Raw genomic sequence first — 16,315 nt, 5'->3', positions numbered from 1 at the left:
GTGTCAGCCCGGCAGCTTAAAGTGAGCCACCGAACGCCGCAGATCACTCGCAAGCTGAGCCAGGTAACCGATCGAGTCGGCCGTCTGGCTCGCACCCTGTGAGGTCTGCGAGGTAATTTCCTGGATCGCATTCATCGACACCGAGATGTCCGACGCCGCGGTGGATTGCTGGCGGGCGGCGGTGGAGATGTTTTGAATCAGTGCGGACAAATCGTGCGACACGCGCTCGATATCGCCCAGCGCACTACCGGCGTCCTCCGCCAGTCGGGCACCGGCCACCACTTCCGCGGTGGTCTGCTCCATCGAATTCACCGCCTCGTTGGTATCGGACTGAATGGTCTGCACCAGCGTTTCGATTCGCTTCGTCGCGCTGGCGGAACGCTCTGCCAGGCGCTGCACTTCGTCCGCCACCACCGCGAAACCGCGACCCGCCTCACCGGCCGACGCTGCCTGGATGGCCGCGTTGAGTGCCAGGATGTTGGTCTGCTCGGCGATGTCGTTGATCAGTTCCACGATCGAGCCAATCTCCTGCGAAGACTCGCCCAGGCGCTTGATGCGCTTGGAGGTCTCCTGGATCTGGTCGCGGATCGAGTCCATGCCCGAGATCGTCTCGCGCACCACTTCGGCGCCGCGCGAGGCAATTTTCACCGAGCGCTCGGCCACGTCGGCCGATTCGGCTGAATCCTTCGACACGGTATCCATGAGGCTGGCGATCTGGTTGATCGCCGTGGTCGCCGTGCTGATCCGCTGCGCCTGGTGCTGCGCCGACTCGGCCAGATGACGTGCGGTGGTCTGCGTCTCCTGGGCCGACGAGGACACCTGCTCGGAGGTCTCGTTAATCGTGGTCACCAGGGTGCGCAACTCGTCGATGGCGTAGTTCACCGAGTCGGCAATGGCGCCCGTAATGTCCTCGGTCACCGTGGTCTTGACCGTCAGGTCACCTTCGGCGAGCGAACCCATTTCGTCCAGCAGGCGCATGATGGCCTCCTGGTTACGCTGGTTGAGCTCGGCACTGTCCTGGAAGCGGCGGCGCTGGTCGGTAACGAGCTGAACCACCAGCACCACGATGAAGGCGACCGCACCGATGGCACCGAGCACGCCCCACCACACGTTCGGGAACAGGCGGCGCAAGGGCAGCTTGCTGACCTGGTCGGACAGCTCGTTCGCGCGCAACAGCACGTTCTGCGAATCCAGGGAGGCCTGGTTGCCTGCGCGTTTCACGTCGCTGAGGTTGCCGGCAGCGCCGACCAGCTTGCCGACCGGATCCTGCAGGTTGTCCCACTGGGACTGCATGTCGGTAAGAATCTTGCGTGCATTGGTGTCGCCCATCGAGTGCACGCCGACTTCGGCGTTACCTTCGAGCAGACCCTTGAGCACCGAACCATAGAGCTGACCGTCACGGGCCAGGCCGTCTGCCGCGGGCTGGGAGGCGTCGCCACCTTGCAGCACTTCTTGCACTCGGCGGATCATACGGTCGGCCAGCAACATCTGGCGGGCCGAGGTATAGGTCTGCTCAGCGCTGCCACCGTGCTGCTGCAGGATGTTTACCACCTGCTCCATGCTGGAGTTGAGCAGCGGCAGGTCACGCGACAGCGTCGTCGCGCGCTGGGCCGAATCGAGCACCAGGGCCTTGTTGGAAAGGATCTTGCCGATGTCGGCATCGAGCTGACCCCAGGCATTGGTCAACGCGCCCACGGCACGACCGGCGGGGGTTGCGTTGTTGTCGGCATAAGGTTGCATGCCGCTCTTCGCATCGCCCTTGTTCAGGTGTTGGACCGCCGAATCGATGGCGTTGCGGTTGGTCTCGAGCTCCTTGAAGGAGTCGACGTTACCGTCTGCCGCCTCGATGGCGTACTTAGCCGTCTGCTGTGACAACACCTGGATCTGCGTGGTCAGGGCAATGGCCTGCCGATCCTCGCTGTTCCTGATGTTGAGCATGACGAAATCGACACCCGCGAATCCAATCGCGATGACCAGCGCAATGATGAGGCCGGTAAAGCCCCGCTCCTTGCCAACGCCCCCTGTAGTGCTCATTTCGTTCACCTCGCCCGTCTACCCCCGCCACCCTTGCTGGCGGAGGCTGGGATCATCGCCCTGATTCCGGCCACAACTGGCGCCGGTCCTACCCTAGATTCAACTATCGTCCGTCAAGCCGCTGCGGCTTGGCGGAAATCAGGCGCGCGCACCAGTTTGCCCATGCTGAACACGGCCAACCGTGGCTCGCCCACTCGATCTTCCACGAATCGCGCCAGGCGCGGATCGTCTTCTTGTTCGGCCGTGCGGCGCTGCTCGGCATCCACCGTGCGCTGGCCGAAAACTTCGTCGACCATCAGCGCCACGTTGCCGCCACTCTGTCGCACCACCAGCAGGCGCGTACGCTCGGTTTGTACGGTGCGTTCACCGAACAGGAAGCGAGCGAGATCGATGACCGGCACCAGGTTGCCTCGCACATTGGCCACGCCAAGCAGCCAGGTTTGCGTACCGGGCACCGGCGTCAATACCGGCACCGCCAGCAATTCGCTGATTTCGTCGATGCCGCTGACGAACAGGCGACTGCCGGCGCGGTAGCCAATGCCACGCCAGAGACCCGGGGCCTCCAGCTTCTCCGGCGTATCGGAGGAATGAACCAGCGAAAGTCGTTCGTAGCGGGCCAGGATTTCGAAGGGCGAGAGCGTGGCAGTCTGGCTCATCGTCACCTCAGGCGGCGTTCGGCAGCAAATCGTTGATACATGCAAGGAGATCCTTTTCGTTCACCGGCTTGGTGATGAAGGCACGCGCACCTTGGCGCAGCCCCCACACGCGATCGGTCTCCATCGATTTGGTGGTGATCATGACGATCGGAACGTTGGACGTCACCGGGTCGCGGGTAAGCGTGCGGGTGGCCTGGAAGCCGTTCATGCCGGGCATGATGACGTCCATGATGACCAGGTCAGGCAACTGCGCACGCACGCGCTCGATGCCTTCCTCGGCACTGCCAACGGAATCGACCCGATAACCCGCACGCTCAAGCAGCGTGGTGAACACGCGCACGTCGGTCGGCGAGTCGTCGATAATGAGAATATTGGCCACAGGTCCCCCTCAGACCCTGTAGTCGCCGGTCTTACACCGTGCTGACATGTCGATGGATAGCACCAAGCAGCTCATCACGCGTGAAGGGCTTGGTGAGATATTGTTCGGCGCCGACGATGCGGCCGCGTGCTTTGTCAAACAGTCCGTCCTTCGAGCTGAGCATGATGACCGGCGTACCGCGGAACTGCGGATTGTTCTTGATCAGCGCGCAGGTCTGATACCCGTCGAGGCGCGGCATCATGATGTCGACAAAGATGATGGCGGGCTTCTGGTCAGAGATCTTGGCCAATGCCTCGAAACCGTCCACGGCGGTCAGCACGTCGCAACCTTCTTTTTTCAGCAAGGTTTCGGCGGTCCGCCGGATGGTCTTCGAGTCATCGATAACCATGACCTTAAGGCCGGCCAAGCCATTTCCATTTATGTTCAAGTTCACAAGACCCCCCTGCGACCCGCCCCAGGCTCAGGTAAAACGTGCGGCCGTCGGCAACTGCTGCCAGCCCCACGTGGACAAAAGAATTCAGTAAAGCTTCTTATGACGTACTAACTCGCTACTTAGCCGGCAGGCATCCGTCTGTTGCTGTTTACCGCCTGCCTGACGTGACGTCAAGCTGAAATCTCACCCGGAGAGCGCCACGTCATTGATTTAGGCCATCAACCGGCGAAACGTCTCGATGTTGGGCTTCATCGTGACCATGGGTGGCTGGCCCGGTCAAGGTGCTAATTGACCTGTATTTGCACAGTTCCCGCTTTGCTGAAACCACAACCTGGCCGCCCGCCCCTGCATCTCGGAGCGAACGGGGCCACCACCAGCCGGGTCGGAGGCGAATTGCCCAGGGAAGTCATCAGATGACCGCGTCTCGACATACACTCCCACGCTCTTTCCCGGTCAGCGCCGGGACAGATCGTGACGACGCTCTACTACCGGAGAATGACGATGACCCTTTCGGTCGCCGTGTTGATGGACCCGATCGGCTCCATCAAGATCGCCAAGGACACTACCTTCGCCATGTTGCTGGAGGCCCAGCGGCGCGGGCATCGCCTGTTCTACCTGGAGCAGGGCGACCTGGCCCTGCGGGACGGCCTGCCCTGGGCGCGTCTGGCTGCCCTTTCCGTGCGGGACGATGCCTCGGGCTGGTTCATGCTGGAAGAACCGCGATGGCGCGACCTGCGTGAGATCGACGTGCTGCTGATGCGCAAGGACCCACCGGTCGACGCGCAGTTCATCTACGACACCATGGTGGCGGAACAGGCCGAGCGTGCCGGCGTGAGCGTGGTCAACCGCCCCCAGGCGCTCCGGGACTGCAACGAGAAGTTGTTCGCCATGCACTTCCCTCAATGCATGGCGCCCACCCTGGTGTCCCGCGACGCCGCCGAAATGCGCGCCTTCGTGGCCACCCACGGCGAAGTTGTGCTCAAACCGCTGGACGGCATGGGCGGCCGCGGCATCTTCCGGGTCAGCGCCGGGGATACCAACCTCAACTCCATGCTCGAGACCTTGATTGCGGCCGGACCGCACGGCGAGCACCGCCAGTTCACCATGGCCCAAAAATACATTCCTGAAATCACTTCCGGGGACAAGCGCATCCTGGTCATTGACGGCGAGCCGGTGCCTTATGCGCTGGCACGCATTCCCCAGGGCAATGAGTTCCGCGGCAACCTGGCGGCTGGCGGCCGCGGCGTCGGCGTGCCACTCAGCGAGCGGGATCGCTGGATCGTGTCCCAGGTGGCGCCGGAACTGCGTCGACGCGGCCTGTTGTTCGTGGGCCTGGACGTGATTGGCGACTACCTCACCGAGATCAACGTCACATCGCCAACCTGTGCCCGGGAACTGGACGCGCAGTTCGGGCTTAATATTGCGGGCCAGTTGTTCGACGTCATCGAACGCACTCGAATCGGAAACCGCGCCGCGTGAGCCAACCTGCTGTCCGCACTGGCGCCGACATGATCGGCGCCACCCTGCTCTTCTCGCTGTTGCTCCATGGCGTATTGGTGCTTGGCATCACGTTCAACTACGTCAAAGCCAAGCCCAGCCTGCCGACCCTGGATGTCACCCTGGTGGACGTCGCCAACCGCGACGCCCCGGACAAGGCCGATTTCCTGGCCCAGGCCAATAACTCCGGTGGCGGCGAGAGCGACAAGGCCGCCCGCCCCTCGCAGTTGGTTTCCGGGCCGATCCCCAAGCCCAACCCCGGGGTCGTCGCGCAACCGGTGGAGGCCAGTGCGCCGCGGCCGCAGGACGCCACCGACGACAAGCTGCTGACCACCACCGGCGATAGCCACTACACCGTCAGCACCGACAGCGCCAAGCTGGAACGGACGCCGCAGGACCTTCCCGAGTCGCCTAGCGAGGTCACGCGGCGGCAGGAGATGGCGCAGCTGGCCGCCGAGGTGCGTGATCGCAGCGAGCAGTACGCCAAGCGCCCGAAAAAGAAGTTCATTTCGGCCAACACCAAGGAATACGCCTATGCGGCCTATATGCGAGGCTGGGTCGACCGGGTGGAGCGCGTCGGCAACCTGAACTACCCGAACGAAGCCCGCCGCCGCCGTCTGCACGGTGACGTGTTGATGACCGTGACGCTCAACCGCGACGGCTCGGTCAAGGGAATCGAGGTGGTGAGCAGCTCGGGGCAGCAACTGCTGGACGCCGCCGCACAGCGCATCGTGCGCTTGGCGGCCCCCTTCCCCTCGCTGCCGGTGGACAAAGACCACATCGACGAGCTGAACATCACGCGTACCTGGCAGTTCATGCCAAACGACATCCTGCGTAGCCGCTAAGGTCGCCACTCACGGCGTGTTTACACCACGCCGCGGGAGCCTTGACCGCAGCCGATGCGGCCGCGCTATGGGGCAGGCGCGAACAGGTTCTACAATGCGCCCATGACCGTTTCCCAGTCTCAGCCCCAATCGCTCGCCGGCCACTTCCTGATCGCCATGCCGAGCCTGGCCGAACCGCCGTTTTCTCGGGGCGTCGCGTTTATCTGCCAGCACGACGAGGACGGTGCGGTGGGACTGCTGGTGAACCAGCTGTCCGAATATCGGCTGGGTGACGTGCTCTCCCAAATGAAGCTCGAGTGCAACGATCTGGAACTAGCCGACGCGCCGGTGCTGATCGGCGGCCCCGTGCAACAGGAGCGCGGCTTCGTGCTGCACCGCGAACCGGGGCACTGGGAGTCGAGCTATCGCATCAATGCCGAGTGGTCGGTCACCACCTCGCGCGACATCCTGGTAGCCATGGCCAATGGCGAAGGTCCGCGCCTGGCCGTGATGGCCCTGGGCTATGCCGGCTGGAGCGCCGGCCAGCTGGAACAGGAACTCAAGGACAACACCTGGCTCACCGTCGAAGCCAGCGAACGCGTGGTCTTCCATACCCCGCTGGAGGAGCGCTGGAGCGCCGCCGCCGGCTTGGTTGGGGTGGATCCGCTGGCGCTGCCCGGCTACGCAGGTCACGCGTGAGCTGTGTGTTTGGTTTCGATGTCGGCAGCCGCCTGCTAGGCGTTGCGGTCGGCAATCGTTTTACGGGTAGTGCGCGCGGCCTGGCCGCCATCCCGGTGCGCGATGGCGATCCCGATTGGCAGAAACTGGACGCCCTGCGCCAGGAATGGCTGCCGGACACCCTGGTCGTGGGCCTGCCGCTTACTCTCGACGGCCAGGAGCAGCCGGCCAGTCGCAGCGCCCGACGCTTCGCCGAGAAGCTGGGCCAGCGTTACGGCGTGCCGGTAGAACTCACCGACGAGCGCCACAGCTCTCAGGAAGCGGCCCAACGCTTTGCCAGTGCGCGCGCCGCCGGCCTGAAAAAACGCCGCGACGCCGCCACCATCGATGCTGAAGCCGCCGCCGTCATCCTGGAACGCTGGTTGGCTTCGCCCACGCCTGCGGCCACCGACCGCTGATACCCACCCTTCGACGACACGCCCCCATGAGCTCACGCCTGCGCCACCTCACCACGCTGGAAAACCTGCCCCGCGCCGCCATCGAGCGCCTGCTCGACCGCGCGGAGACCATGCGCGAGGGTTGCGCCCACGGCACGCGCAAGCTCGACATGCTGAGCGGCCGCACGATACTCAACCTGTTTTTCGAACCCTCGACGCGCACGCGCACGTCGTTCGAGCTGGCCGCGCGCCGGCTCGGCGCCGACGTCATCAACTTCGACATCGGCTTCTCCTCTACCAGCAAGGGTGAGGCGCTGTTCGATACGTTGCACACGCTTGAGGCGATGCATCTGGATGCCATCGTGGTGCGCCACAAGCAGTCGGGCACGCCCGAAGAACTCGTGCGCCACGCCATGAGCGGCGTCTCGGTGATCAATGCCGGCGATGGCAATCGGGCGCATCCCACGCAGGGATTGCTCGATGTGCTGACCATCCGCCAGCATCGCCCCGATTTCGAGCGGCTCACCGTGACGATCTGCGGCGACGTGAAGCACTCCCGCGTGGCCCGCTCGGACGTGCACGCACTCACGGCCCTGGGTACGAAGGAAATTCGCCTGTGCGCTCCGCGTGGCCTGCTGCCCGAGGCGGCGGAATTCCCCGGCTGCGTGCTTACCGACGATTTCGACGCCGCCATCGAAGGCGCCGACGTGGTGATCATGTTGCGCCTGCAGAAAGAGCGCATGGCCGCCACCGACCTGCCCGACGAAGCGGCGTACTTCGCCCGTTACGGCCTCGACAATCGTCGCCTCGAGCGTGCCGCCAAGGGCGCCCTGGTGATGCACCCGGGCCCGCTCAACCGTGGCATCGAGATCGCCTCGGAAGTGGCCGATGGTCCGCAGTCCCGTATCCTTGAGCAGGTCGGCAATGGCGTCTTCGTGCGCATGGCTGTGCTGGCCGAGGTGCTGGGCCGCTGACAACAGGGTAGTCCAATCCCTAGCCAACGAAGATCCCGCCACGGCGCCGCCCTGGCCGTGGTGCACCGCGCCAGCCCTTGATTCCGGGCATAATGCGCGGCGCGATAACACACCTCCATTTAAGGGAATAAACATGCGATCGACGACGCGCTTTGTGGCGCTGGGTTTCGCCGGCGTACTTCTGGCTGCGTGCCATCACAAGGACAAGGACGCACCCCTTGCTTTTGTGCCGGCCGACACGCCCTACGTGGTGGCCAACCTCGACGTCCTCGACGACGACACCCGCAAGGCGCTGCTGGCGCAGACCAATGCGCAGCTTCCCTCGCAGCTGGTGCAGCTGAAGTCCGCGGCGGACGACATGGCCGAAAAGGACCCCGATACCGCACGCCTCCTGAAGGCCGTGATTGCCGAGCTGGACGGCAAGACGATCGAGCAGTTCGCGCAGAACGCGGGCCTCAACATCAAGGGTCGCTCGGCCTTCTACGGCCTGGGACTCTCACCCGTGATCCGTTTCGAGCTGACCGATGCCAAGGCTTTCGACGCCTTTGTCGGACGCCTGGAAACCGCCTATGGCAAGCCGTTCGACACGGCCACCGTGGGTAGCCAGAGCTACCGCAAGCATGTGTCGACGGAAACGGATACCCAAGTCGTCATCGCCGTGGTCGGCAAGCAGGCGATTGCTGCGCTGTTGCCGACCGATGCACCCGAAGCCACGCTGCGTCTGGCGCTCGGCCTGGATCGCCCGTCCAAGAACCTGCAGGACGATGGTCGCCTGGAGAAGCTGGCCAAGGCCAAGGATTACCAGCCGTGGGCCATTGGCCAGGTCGACCTGGTGCGCCTGCTGCCGCTGGCCGCTGGCGGCAAGGACCCGATGTTCAATGCCCTGCGGAAGGCTCGCGCCGCGGCCGAATCGGCCAAGACGGGCGAGCCGGTGGCCAACCAGCTGCAGATCTCGCCGAGCTGTGAAGGTGAAGCCTCGCGCATTGCTGCTCGCGTGCCTTCGGTGAGCTTTGGCTATACCAAGCTCGACGAGAAGCACCAGAACCTGCGTTGGGACGTCGCGCTGGCCGATGACATCACCAAGGCATTCTCCGGTCTCAAGGTGGAACTACCGGGACTGGGCACTGCGGGCACCGCGCCGTTCGATGTCAGCCTGGCGCTGCCAGTGGCGCAACTGCGCGCGTTTTGGAGCGCACAGGCCGAAGCGGTGGCCTCCAAGCCGTTCACCTGCCAGTCGCTGACGGACCTCAACGATGGCTTCGTGAAGATCGGCACGCTGTCTCAGCAGGCCGCGGTGCCCCCGGTGGGTGACCTGCTTGGCCTGCGCGTGGCGCTGGACAGCTTCGAGGCGGGCAGCACGGACAGCATGCCCAAGTTCAGCGGCCGCATTGTCATCGGCACGTCGAACCCGACGGCACTGCTGGCGATGGGCCAGATGGTGGCCTCCGGCCTGTCGCAGCTCAAGCTCACCACGGATGGCAAGCCGATGGCGCTGCCGCCTGAGGTGACTGCTCCGCTGGGTGCGCCGGTGTGGGCGGCCATGGGTCCGAAGGCACTCGCCCTGGCCATTGGCGCGGGCGAAGACAGCAGGTTGGGCGAAATGCTGAACGCACCCACCGGCGATGCCGGCCGCTTCGGCCGCCTGCAGCTTAGTGGCGATATGTACTCTGCCTGGGTCAAGGCCATGGCACAAAGGGCCGACCATATCGCTCAGCTCACCACGTCGGCCGATCACGCTGACCCGGCCGCCGCGGCAGCGGCAAAGGCCGCGGCCGAGCACTCCAAGGAGCAGTTCGAGTCGATGCAGGCACAGGCGGCGCGCATCAAGTCGGTAGCCGCCGAAGTCCACATGGAAGACGATGGCCTGGTCATCACCAACCAGAACGAACTGAAGTAAGGCAGCGACAGCGGTCGTCATCACAAAGGGGCGCTTCGGCGCCCCTTTGTGGTTGGAGCGCCCTCAACCGCTCCCGAGCCAGGGCGGATCAACAGGCCCTAGATGGAAAGCACCGACCGTCGATACTGGCGAACGATGCTGATCGCCAGGGCAAGCACCAGCATCGCCATCACGATGATGGCGATCACCCCGCCCAGATGATCACCCCGCACGCCCTGTTCAAATCCGGCGGGCAGCGTTCCGCCCTGATTGAAGGTCGCCGCGGCCATGCCGGTGTAATGCATGCCGCATACGGCTATCCCCATGACCAGGGCGCTGCCCAGCATCTGCAGTTTTCCGCGCAGATTGAAGGCCAGCCATAACGCAGCCGTCGATGCGACGATGGCGATGAACACCGACAACGCGACCAGGCACATGTCATACGTCACCTGCGCCGACATCAGCATGGCGCCCATGCCGAGGTAGTGCATGCCCGCCACGCCGAGCCCCATCAAGGTGCCGGCTGCCAGCAGGTTGGTCCAACGAAAGACAGCGCTACCCGCAATCGCCAGTCCCAGCGAAGACACCACCACCGCGAGCAGCACCGAGATGGCGGTCAGCACGACGTCGTAGGTCGCCTGCGCACCCATGCTGCACGCGAGCATGGCGACGAAATGCATGGCCCAGATGGCGCCCCCACCCATGGCCGTGCCCGCGGCGAGAATCGAGCCCCAGCGCTGTCCCGGCGTACGCGCCAAGGGAATGCCTAGCGCGAACTGCAAAGCGGTGAAGGAGCCGAGTACGGCCACCAGGTACGAAAGTCCTACCAGCAGATAGTTGTAGTGCTGATGCATGTCCTGCATGAAATCCCCCTTGAATCGATCACGGTGCCAGTTCGAAGACGCACTCGGGCGCACCGTGGCAATGGCAATTGACCTCGCTGGCGCTTGGCGCACCGGTCGCCAGTGCATCGGCCAGCAATCCCTCGATGAAGCCACAGAAGAATCGTCCACCGGACGATCCGCCGGGCTGGCACAACGGGCAGCCGCGCACATACAGCTGATCGCCGCGCAATTCCACGGTTACCAAATCGCGCAATGCCGGCACGACAATGCGCTTCAAGGCGTCGGTGGCAGCCAGGCGCGCACCGAAGGCGAAATCGCGGCGGAACACCCAGGCCCCGGCACGCCGGCCCGCAAAATGCAGGGACGCCTCCCGCGCTTCAGCGTCAACTGCATACTCGAGATTGATCAACCACGGAAAGATCCGCGGATAGTCCTTGGCCAGATTGGGCAACATGCGCTCGACCCGCGCCACGTCGGCAGCCGATGGCATGCCCAGGGCAAGCGCCTTCGGCGGCGACAGCGCGACGGCCGATACTTCGACGTCCACGGCGTCCAGCAGTGTTGGCACGAAATGCTTTTCGGCCGTGCGCCATGACGATTCGAATCTCAGCACACGCGGATGCACACTGAGCGCCTGCTCCAAGGCGGATCGAGATCCGTCTGGACCACGCAACACCAGGGTCAGGCTCGCACCCTGGACGTCTGGCGACAGACGCTGGCGCACCAGCACGTGACCGTGCTCGCTGACGACACGACCCAACGCGATGAGCAATCCTTCACGCCGTTCGGATATCACCCGAACTTCCAACTCGGCCATGATCCCCCCCGAAATCAAGCCTGACGACACTATGTTTTATCTTGGCAATGTGCCGGATGAGTGAACGTTTCACAATACGTGTATCGAGGCATATTCACGGTGTTTCGATCACTTCGCCGTGCCAATGACGCACGAGTTTGCGAACGTCATCCTGGCGTCAGTTACCGCATGCAAATGAGGCCAACAATGTGTTCTGCGTCTCATTGTTGGCCCCGATTCCTGCGAACGCGATGACAACGTCATGCGCACATTTTCTTCGCAACACTAATCGCGCACTGAACCGTTGTCGGTATCAGCCGAGCCTGGTTCATGTTGCGGCTGCTTGGATAGGTGCCACGGATGCCGCCACCCGCGGCAGCCGTCTGTCTCAAGGACAGCGCTTCCCCACTACAGGAGATTCCCCATGCGCACCAACAACGTGATTCGCAAGACGCTCATTGCCGCTGGCCTGGTGGCCGCGTTCTCGGTCGTGCCGTTCGCGCAGGTTGCCGCTCAGGATGCCGCCATGCAGAAGCAGTCGGACAACCAGACCGTGCCCGACAAGACCGCCGATGCCTGGATCACCACCAAGGTGAAGTCCGAGCTGGCAACGACCAAGGGCGTTAGCAGCACAGATCTCAACGTCTCCACCACGGACGGCGTCGTAACCGTGACGGGCACGGCGACTAGTTCGACGGAGAAAACCAAGGTCGCGCAGGTAGCCCGAAAGGTGAAGGGCGTGAAGAGCGTCGATACCAGTGGCCTCACGATCAGCGATACCGCCAAGTAAGCGTTCCCGTGCCGTGTCTGGCGGCAGCTGAAACGAAGAAGGAGCCCATCGGGCTCCTTCTTTCCGCCAGCCGCGTGGCGAGGGCGATCAACGTCGCAACAGACCACCGCCGAAGTTCTGCGAGTCCTTGGTCTCTTCCAGCTCCACGCCGTCCAGACCCTGCGACAAGGTGTGCGCATCGCCACCCTGCGCGAGCTTGATGCGCAGGCGCACTTCGTTGGAGCTGTCGGCGTGACGCAGAGCGTCCTCGTAGGAGATCTCGCCGGCGTGATAAAGCTCCACCAGGCTCTGGTCGAAGGTCTTCATGCCCAGGTTGGTGGACTCCTTCATCACTTCCTTGAGCTTGTGGATCTCGCCCTGGCGGATGTAGTCCTGCACCAGCGGCGTGCCCAGCAGCACCTCCACCGCAACACGGCGCGCCTTGCCGTCCGGGGTCGGGATCAGCTGCTGTGCAACCACACCCTTGAGGTTGAGCGACAAGTCCATGAACAGCTGCGAGCGGCGGTCTTCCGGGAAGAAGTGCAGGATGCGGTCCATCGCCTGGTTCGCGTTGTTCGCGTGCAGTGTGCACAGGCACAAGTGACCGGTTTCGGAGAAGTTGATCGCGTGCTCCATCGTCTCGCGCGTACGCACTTCGCCGATCATGATGACGTCGGGCGCCTGGCGCAGCGTGTTCTTCAGTGCGTTTTCCCAACTGTCGGTGTCAATGCCCAGCTCGCGCTGCGTGATGATGCAGCCCTCGTGCTTGTGCACGTATTCGATCGGGTCCTCGATGGTGATGATGTGACCGGTCGAGTTGGCGTTGCGGTAGCCGATCATCGACGCCAGCGAGGTCGACTTACCGGTACCGGTGCCGCCGACGAAGATGATGATGCCGCGCTTGGTCATGGCCAGCTGCTTGATGACCGGCGGCAGGCTAAGTTCTTCGATGGTGGGGATCTTCGAATCGATCCGGCGCAGCACCATGCCTACGCAGTTGCGCTGGTAGAAGCAGGACACGCGGAAACGGCCCACGCCCTGCGCCGAGATCGCGAACTGGCACTCGTGGGTTTTCTCGAACTCTTCGCGTTGCGACGGCGTCATCACGTTGAGCACCATGTCGCGCGACTGCTGCTGCGACAGCGGGCTCTGCGTGATCGGCACGATGCGGCCCTGCACCTTCATGGAGGGCGCGACACCGGCCGTAATGAACAGGTCCGATGCCTTCTTGTGCACCATCAGCTTCAGGAACGAGGAGAAATCAAAATCACTCATGGCACGGACCCTCTGGATTCAACCCAACGACCAACCGCTTACTTGAAGATGTCCTTGTTGCGGGCATAGCCCATCGCCTGCTGGCGAGTGACCTGGCCGCGCTTGACCAGGTCCTGCAGGTTCTGGTCGAGCGTTTGCATGCCGTACTGCTGACCGGTCTGGATGGACGAGTACATCTGCGCCACCTTGTCCTCGCGGATCAGGTTACGGATGGCCGGGATGCCCACCATGATCTCGTGCGCCGCAATACGACCGCCGCCTACCTTCTTCAGCAGCGATTGCGAGATCACCGCGCGCAGGGATTCGGACAGCATGGAGCGCACCATCGGCTTTTCGCCGGCCGGGAACACGTCGATGATACGGTCGATGGTCTTGGCGGCCGAGCTGGTATGGAGCGTACCGAACACCAGGTGACCGGTTTCCGCGGCGGTCAGCGCCAGGCGAATGGTCTCCAGGTCGCGCAACTCGCCGACCAGCACGTAGTCCGGGTCTTCACGCAGTGCCGATCGCAGCGCTTCGTTGAAGCCGTGGGTGTCGCGATGGATTTCGCGCTGGTTGACCAGGCACTTCTGCGAGGTGTGCACGAATTCGATCGGGTCCTCGATGGTGAGGATGTGGCCGTATTCGTTCTTGTTGATGTGGTCGACCATCGCCGCCAGCGTGGTCGACTTGCCCGAGCCGGTAGGCCCGGTCACCAGGATCAGGCCCTGCGGCTGCTCGATCAGGTCGCGGAACACCGGCGGCGCGCCGAGATCCTCCAGCGTGAGCACTTCGGAAGGAATGGTACGGAACACCGCGCCGGCGCCACGGTTCTGGTTGAACGAGTTGACGCGGAAGCGGGCCAGGCCGGGAATCTCAAAGGAGAAGTCGACCTCGAGGAATTCCTCATAGTCGCGGCGTTGCTTGTCCGACATGATGTCGTAGATCAGCGAGTGCACCTGTTTGTGCTCCAGCGCTGGAATATTGATGCGGCGGACGTCGCCGTCCACACGGATCATCGGCGGCAGACCGGCGGACAAGTGCAAGTCCGAGGCCTTGTTCTTCACCGAGAAGGCAAGCAGTTCGGCGATATCCATCTGGCGTTCCCCTCAACCCGATCATCTGGATGACATGCTGCGGCAAGGCCGCACGGCCGGGGGTATCCATGGACGCGGCGCCACCGCGCAAGCGCGCAGACGCCGTCCGAACGGTCCAAACCCGGTTCCCCATGCAGCGGGCCGATACTACTCGCGCGATGGCCCGGGCGACCAGCCTTTCATTCGCTCTACTACCCAAAGAGGGGACGTGGTTTGCAGAAGTCTGGCCGCGGGTGGCCCAGGCGCCCGCACTTCCGCCACGGGACGAGCCGAGGCGCCGTCTTGTAAGGTAGGCGCCGGATTGGCGAGGAACCTGCATGACACGTATTGCTTTCATCGGTGGCGGCAACATGGCGCGCAGCCTGATCGGCGGCCTGCTCAAGACCGGCATCCCTGCCTCCTCCATCAGCGTGGCCGAGCCCCGGGCCGAGGCACGCCAGGAGCTGGGGCGGGACTTCGGCGTGGCCTGTTATGGCGAGAACCGCCTGGCCGCGGCCGAGGCGAATGTGCTGATCCTGGCGGTGAAGCCGCAGATCATGCCGGCGGTCCATGCCGAGCTGCAGGACACCTTGCATCGCCAACGCCCGCTGCTGATCTCGATCGCCGCCGGCGTGCGCATCGACCAGCTGGAACGCTGGTTTGGCCATACGCTGCCCATCGTGCGCTGCATGCCCAATACCCCGGCGCTGATCGGCGCGGGCGCCACCGGGCTTTGCGCCAACCGGCGGGTGAGCCCGGAACAACGTGCACAGGCCCAGCACATCATGGATGCCGTCGGCCTCACCCGCTGGATCGACGACGAGGCGTTGATGGATACCGTCACCGCCATTGCCGGCTCCAGCCCGGCCTATTTCTTCGCCCTGGTGGAAGCACTGGAAGATACCGCCTTTGCGCAGGGCATGCCGCGCGACGTCGCCCGCGCCCTCGCCGCCCAGGCCTGCCTGGGTGCCGGCCGCATGCTGACCGAGAGCGGCGAGGATCCAGGCGAACTGCGCCAGCGCGTCACCTCGCCTCATGGCACCACGCAAGCGGCTCTGGAAAGCTTCGCCGCCGATCACTTTCATTCCATCGTGGCCCGCGCCGTGGCTGCCGCCACGCGCCGCGGCGCTGAACTGGCCGCCAGTCTGGACCCGACACCGTGAGTTATCTCGTCAACGCCCTTTCCTTCCTGCTCGAACTCGCTTTTGGCGCCGCCGCAGCCTTGTTCGCCCTGCGCCTGCTGGCCGAAGCCAGTCGCGCGGACTTCCACAATCCGCTGAGCCAATTCGTCTACCGCACCACCAATCCCATCCTGGCGCCGATCCGCAAGCTGGTGCCGAACTGGCGCCGAATCAATATTGCCGCCCTGCTGCTGATCTGGCTGTTGATGTTGCTCAAGCGCGTGCTGCTGTTTGCGCTGCTCGGCGCGTTCCCGCATGTGCTTGGCCTGGTGCTGCTGTCGGTCGCCGATACGCTCGACTTCATCCTGATGTTCTACGTGGTGCTGATCTTCATCTGGTCGCTGATGAGCCTGTTCCAGGTCGAGCATTACCACCCGGTATATCGATTGGCCGGCAGCTTGGTCGATCCGCTGCTGCGCCCACTGCGCGGCAAGCTGGTGGCGGGTGGCCTCGACTTCGCCCCCTGGGCCGTGATGATCGTGCTGATCCTGGCGCGTCTGCTGCTGGTATCGCCACTGGCCGACTTCGGCGGCCGACTGGCTCTCGGGCTCTAAGCGCTCTCGATTCCAATGTCTCTTGGCCGCGTCGATGGCAGCGCGGCCTTGC

17 protein-coding genes are annotated in these 16,315 nt (G+C 63.9%); 9 read left to right on the top strand and 8 right to left on the bottom strand.

Annotated elements, in window-relative coordinates:
* Positions 1-3: 3 nt before the first annotated feature.
* The 4 genes from OUZ30_RS04505 to pilG form a co-directional block, all read right to left on the bottom strand.
* A complete protein-coding gene (locus tag OUZ30_RS04505; RefSeq protein WP_266180991.1) occupies positions 4-2,034 on the bottom strand; it encodes a methyl-accepting chemotaxis protein in 2,031 nt (676 codons plus the stop codon).
* Between the two features lie 113 nt (positions 2,035-2,147).
* On the bottom strand, positions 2,148-2,690 hold the full coding sequence (locus OUZ30_RS04500; RefSeq protein ID WP_266180990.1) for a chemotaxis protein CheW: 543 nt from the start codon (positions 2,688-2,690) through the stop codon (positions 2,148-2,150).
* Positions 2,691-2,697: 7 nt separating this feature from the next.
* Entirely contained in the window at positions 2,698-3,069 is a 372-nt protein-coding gene (locus OUZ30_RS04495) for a response regulator (protein ID WP_266148133.1), read from the bottom strand.
* Positions 3,070-3,100: 31 nt separating this feature from the next.
* The gene (gene pilG, locus OUZ30_RS04490; RefSeq protein WP_114238650.1) at positions 3,101-3,457 is read right to left on the bottom strand and encodes a twitching motility response regulator PilG; all 357 of its coding nucleotides are present in this window, start codon (positions 3,455-3,457) and stop codon (positions 3,101-3,103) included.
* 546 nt (positions 3,458-4,003) lie between these two features.
* On the opposite strand from pilG, the gene gshB reads away from it, so the two are divergent.
* The 6 genes from gshB (at position 4,004) to OUZ30_RS04460 (ending at position 9,809) form a co-directional block, all read left to right on the top strand.
* On the top strand, positions 4,004-4,981 hold the full coding sequence (gshB, locus tag OUZ30_RS04485; RefSeq protein ID WP_266180989.1) for a glutathione synthase: 978 nt from the start codon (positions 4,004-4,006) through the stop codon (positions 4,979-4,981).
* Positions 4,978-5,844 (top strand): energy transducer TonB, encoded by an 867-nt coding sequence (locus OUZ30_RS04480; protein WP_266180988.1) that lies wholly within the window; start codon positions 4,978-4,980, stop codon positions 5,842-5,844. Before gshB ends, OUZ30_RS04480 begins: the two co-directional genes overlap by 4 nt.
* A 102-nt stretch (positions 5,845-5,946) precedes the next feature.
* Positions 5,947-6,522, top strand: a complete 576-nt coding sequence (locus OUZ30_RS04475; RefSeq protein WP_266148130.1) for a YqgE/AlgH family protein — start codon at positions 5,947-5,949, stop codon at positions 6,520-6,522.
* Complete coding sequence (ruvX, locus tag OUZ30_RS04470) at positions 6,519-6,959, top strand: Holliday junction resolvase RuvX (protein ID WP_266180987.1); 441 nt, start codon at positions 6,519-6,521, stop codon at positions 6,957-6,959. Before OUZ30_RS04475 ends, ruvX begins: the two co-directional genes overlap by 4 nt.
* 26 nt (positions 6,960-6,985) lie before the next feature.
* Entirely contained in the window at positions 6,986-7,912 is a 927-nt protein-coding gene (locus OUZ30_RS04465; RefSeq protein WP_266180986.1) for an aspartate carbamoyltransferase catalytic subunit, read from the top strand.
* Between the two features lie 133 nt (positions 7,913-8,045).
* Positions 8,046-9,809, top strand: coding sequence for a hypothetical protein (locus OUZ30_RS04460; protein WP_266180985.1), 1,764 nt, complete (start codon positions 8,046-8,048; stop codon positions 9,807-9,809).
* 98 nt (positions 9,810-9,907) lie between these two features.
* Here OUZ30_RS04460 and OUZ30_RS04455 read toward each other — a convergent pair whose 3' ends face one another.
* Together OUZ30_RS04455 and OUZ30_RS04450 are read right to left on the bottom strand one after the other, a co-directional pair.
* Entirely contained in the window at positions 9,908-10,651 is a 744-nt protein-coding gene (locus OUZ30_RS04455) for an MHYT domain-containing protein (protein WP_266180984.1), read from the bottom strand.
* Between the two features lie 19 nt (positions 10,652-10,670).
* Positions 10,671-11,450 (bottom strand): ACT domain-containing protein, encoded by a 780-nt coding sequence (locus OUZ30_RS04450; protein WP_266180983.1) that lies wholly within the window; start codon positions 11,448-11,450, stop codon positions 10,671-10,673.
* Positions 11,451-11,853: 403 nt separating this feature from the next.
* Here OUZ30_RS04450 and OUZ30_RS04445 point away from each other — a divergent pair, with 403 nt between their 5' ends.
* Positions 11,854-12,219 (top strand): BON domain-containing protein, encoded by a 366-nt coding sequence (locus OUZ30_RS04445; RefSeq protein WP_266180982.1) that lies wholly within the window; start codon positions 11,854-11,856, stop codon positions 12,217-12,219.
* A gap of 87 nt (positions 12,220-12,306) precedes the next feature.
* Here the strand turns inward: OUZ30_RS04445 and OUZ30_RS04440 are convergent, their stop codons facing one another.
* Both OUZ30_RS04440 and OUZ30_RS04435 read right to left on the bottom strand, forming a co-directional pair.
* Positions 12,307-13,473 (bottom strand): PilT/PilU family type 4a pilus ATPase, encoded by a 1,167-nt coding sequence (locus OUZ30_RS04440; protein WP_266180980.1) that lies wholly within the window; start codon positions 13,471-13,473, stop codon positions 12,307-12,309.
* Positions 13,474-13,511: 38 nt separating this feature from the next.
* On the bottom strand, positions 13,512-14,549 hold the full coding sequence (locus OUZ30_RS04435; RefSeq protein ID WP_266180979.1) for a type IV pilus twitching motility protein PilT: 1,038 nt from the start codon (positions 14,547-14,549) through the stop codon (positions 13,512-13,514).
* A gap of 317 nt (positions 14,550-14,866) precedes the next feature.
* Between OUZ30_RS04435 and proC the strand changes: the two genes are divergently transcribed.
* Together proC and OUZ30_RS04425 are read left to right on the top strand one after the other, a co-directional pair.
* Entirely contained in the window at positions 14,867-15,691 is an 825-nt protein-coding gene (proC, locus tag OUZ30_RS04430) for a pyrroline-5-carboxylate reductase (protein WP_266180977.1), read from the top strand.
* On the top strand, positions 15,688-16,263 hold the full coding sequence (locus tag OUZ30_RS04425) for a YggT family protein (protein ID WP_266180976.1): 576 nt from the start codon (positions 15,688-15,690) through the stop codon (positions 16,261-16,263). Before proC ends, OUZ30_RS04425 begins: the two co-directional genes overlap by 4 nt.
* Positions 16,264-16,315 lie beyond the last annotated feature (52 nt).

The sequence above is a fragment of the Dyella humicola genome (assembly GCF_026283945.1).
Lineage (GTDB): Bacteria > Pseudomonadota > Gammaproteobacteria > Xanthomonadales > Rhodanobacteraceae > Dyella > Dyella humicola.
The sequence above is the reverse complement of the archived record's forward strand: the minus strand, read 5'-3'. Positions and strand labels throughout refer to the sequence as shown.

Coding starts and splice junctions, on each gene's coding strand:
- OUZ30_RS04465 (WP_266180986.1), top strand. CDS start 6,986: ATGAGCTCACGCCTGCGCCACCTCACCACGCTGGAAAACCTGCCCCGC.
- OUZ30_RS04505 (WP_266180991.1), bottom strand. CDS start 2,034: ATGAGCACTACAGGGGGCGTTGGCAAGGAGCGGGGCTTTACCGGCCTC.
- OUZ30_RS04440 (WP_266180980.1), bottom strand. CDS start 13,473: ATGAGTGATTTTGATTTCTCCTCGTTCCTGAAGCTGATGGTGCACAAG.
- OUZ30_RS04475 (WP_266148130.1), top strand. CDS start 5,947: ATGACCGTTTCCCAGTCTCAGCCCCAATCGCTCGCCGGCCACTTCCTG.
- OUZ30_RS04450 (WP_266180983.1), bottom strand. CDS start 11,450: ATGGCCGAGTTGGAAGTTCGGGTGATATCCGAACGGCGTGAAGGATTG.
- OUZ30_RS04500 (WP_266180990.1), bottom strand. CDS start 2,690: ATGAGCCAGACTGCCACGCTCTCGCCCTTCGAAATCCTGGCCCGCTAC.
- OUZ30_RS04455 (WP_266180984.1), bottom strand. CDS start 10,651: ATGCAGGACATGCATCAGCACTACAACTATCTGCTGGTAGGACTTTCG.
- pilG (WP_114238650.1), bottom strand. CDS start 3,457: ATGGTTATCGATGACTCGAAGACCATCCGGCGGACCGCCGAAACCTTG.
- OUZ30_RS04460 (WP_266180985.1), top strand. CDS start 8,046: ATGCGATCGACGACGCGCTTTGTGGCGCTGGGTTTCGCCGGCGTACTT.
- gshB (WP_266180989.1), top strand. CDS start 4,004: ATGACCCTTTCGGTCGCCGTGTTGATGGACCCGATCGGCTCCATCAAG.
- OUZ30_RS04435 (WP_266180979.1), bottom strand. CDS start 14,549: ATGGATATCGCCGAACTGCTTGCCTTCTCGGTGAAGAACAAGGCCTCG.
- proC (WP_266180977.1), top strand. CDS start 14,867: ATGACACGTATTGCTTTCATCGGTGGCGGCAACATGGCGCGCAGCCTG.
- OUZ30_RS04445 (WP_266180982.1), top strand. CDS start 11,854: ATGCGCACCAACAACGTGATTCGCAAGACGCTCATTGCCGCTGGCCTG.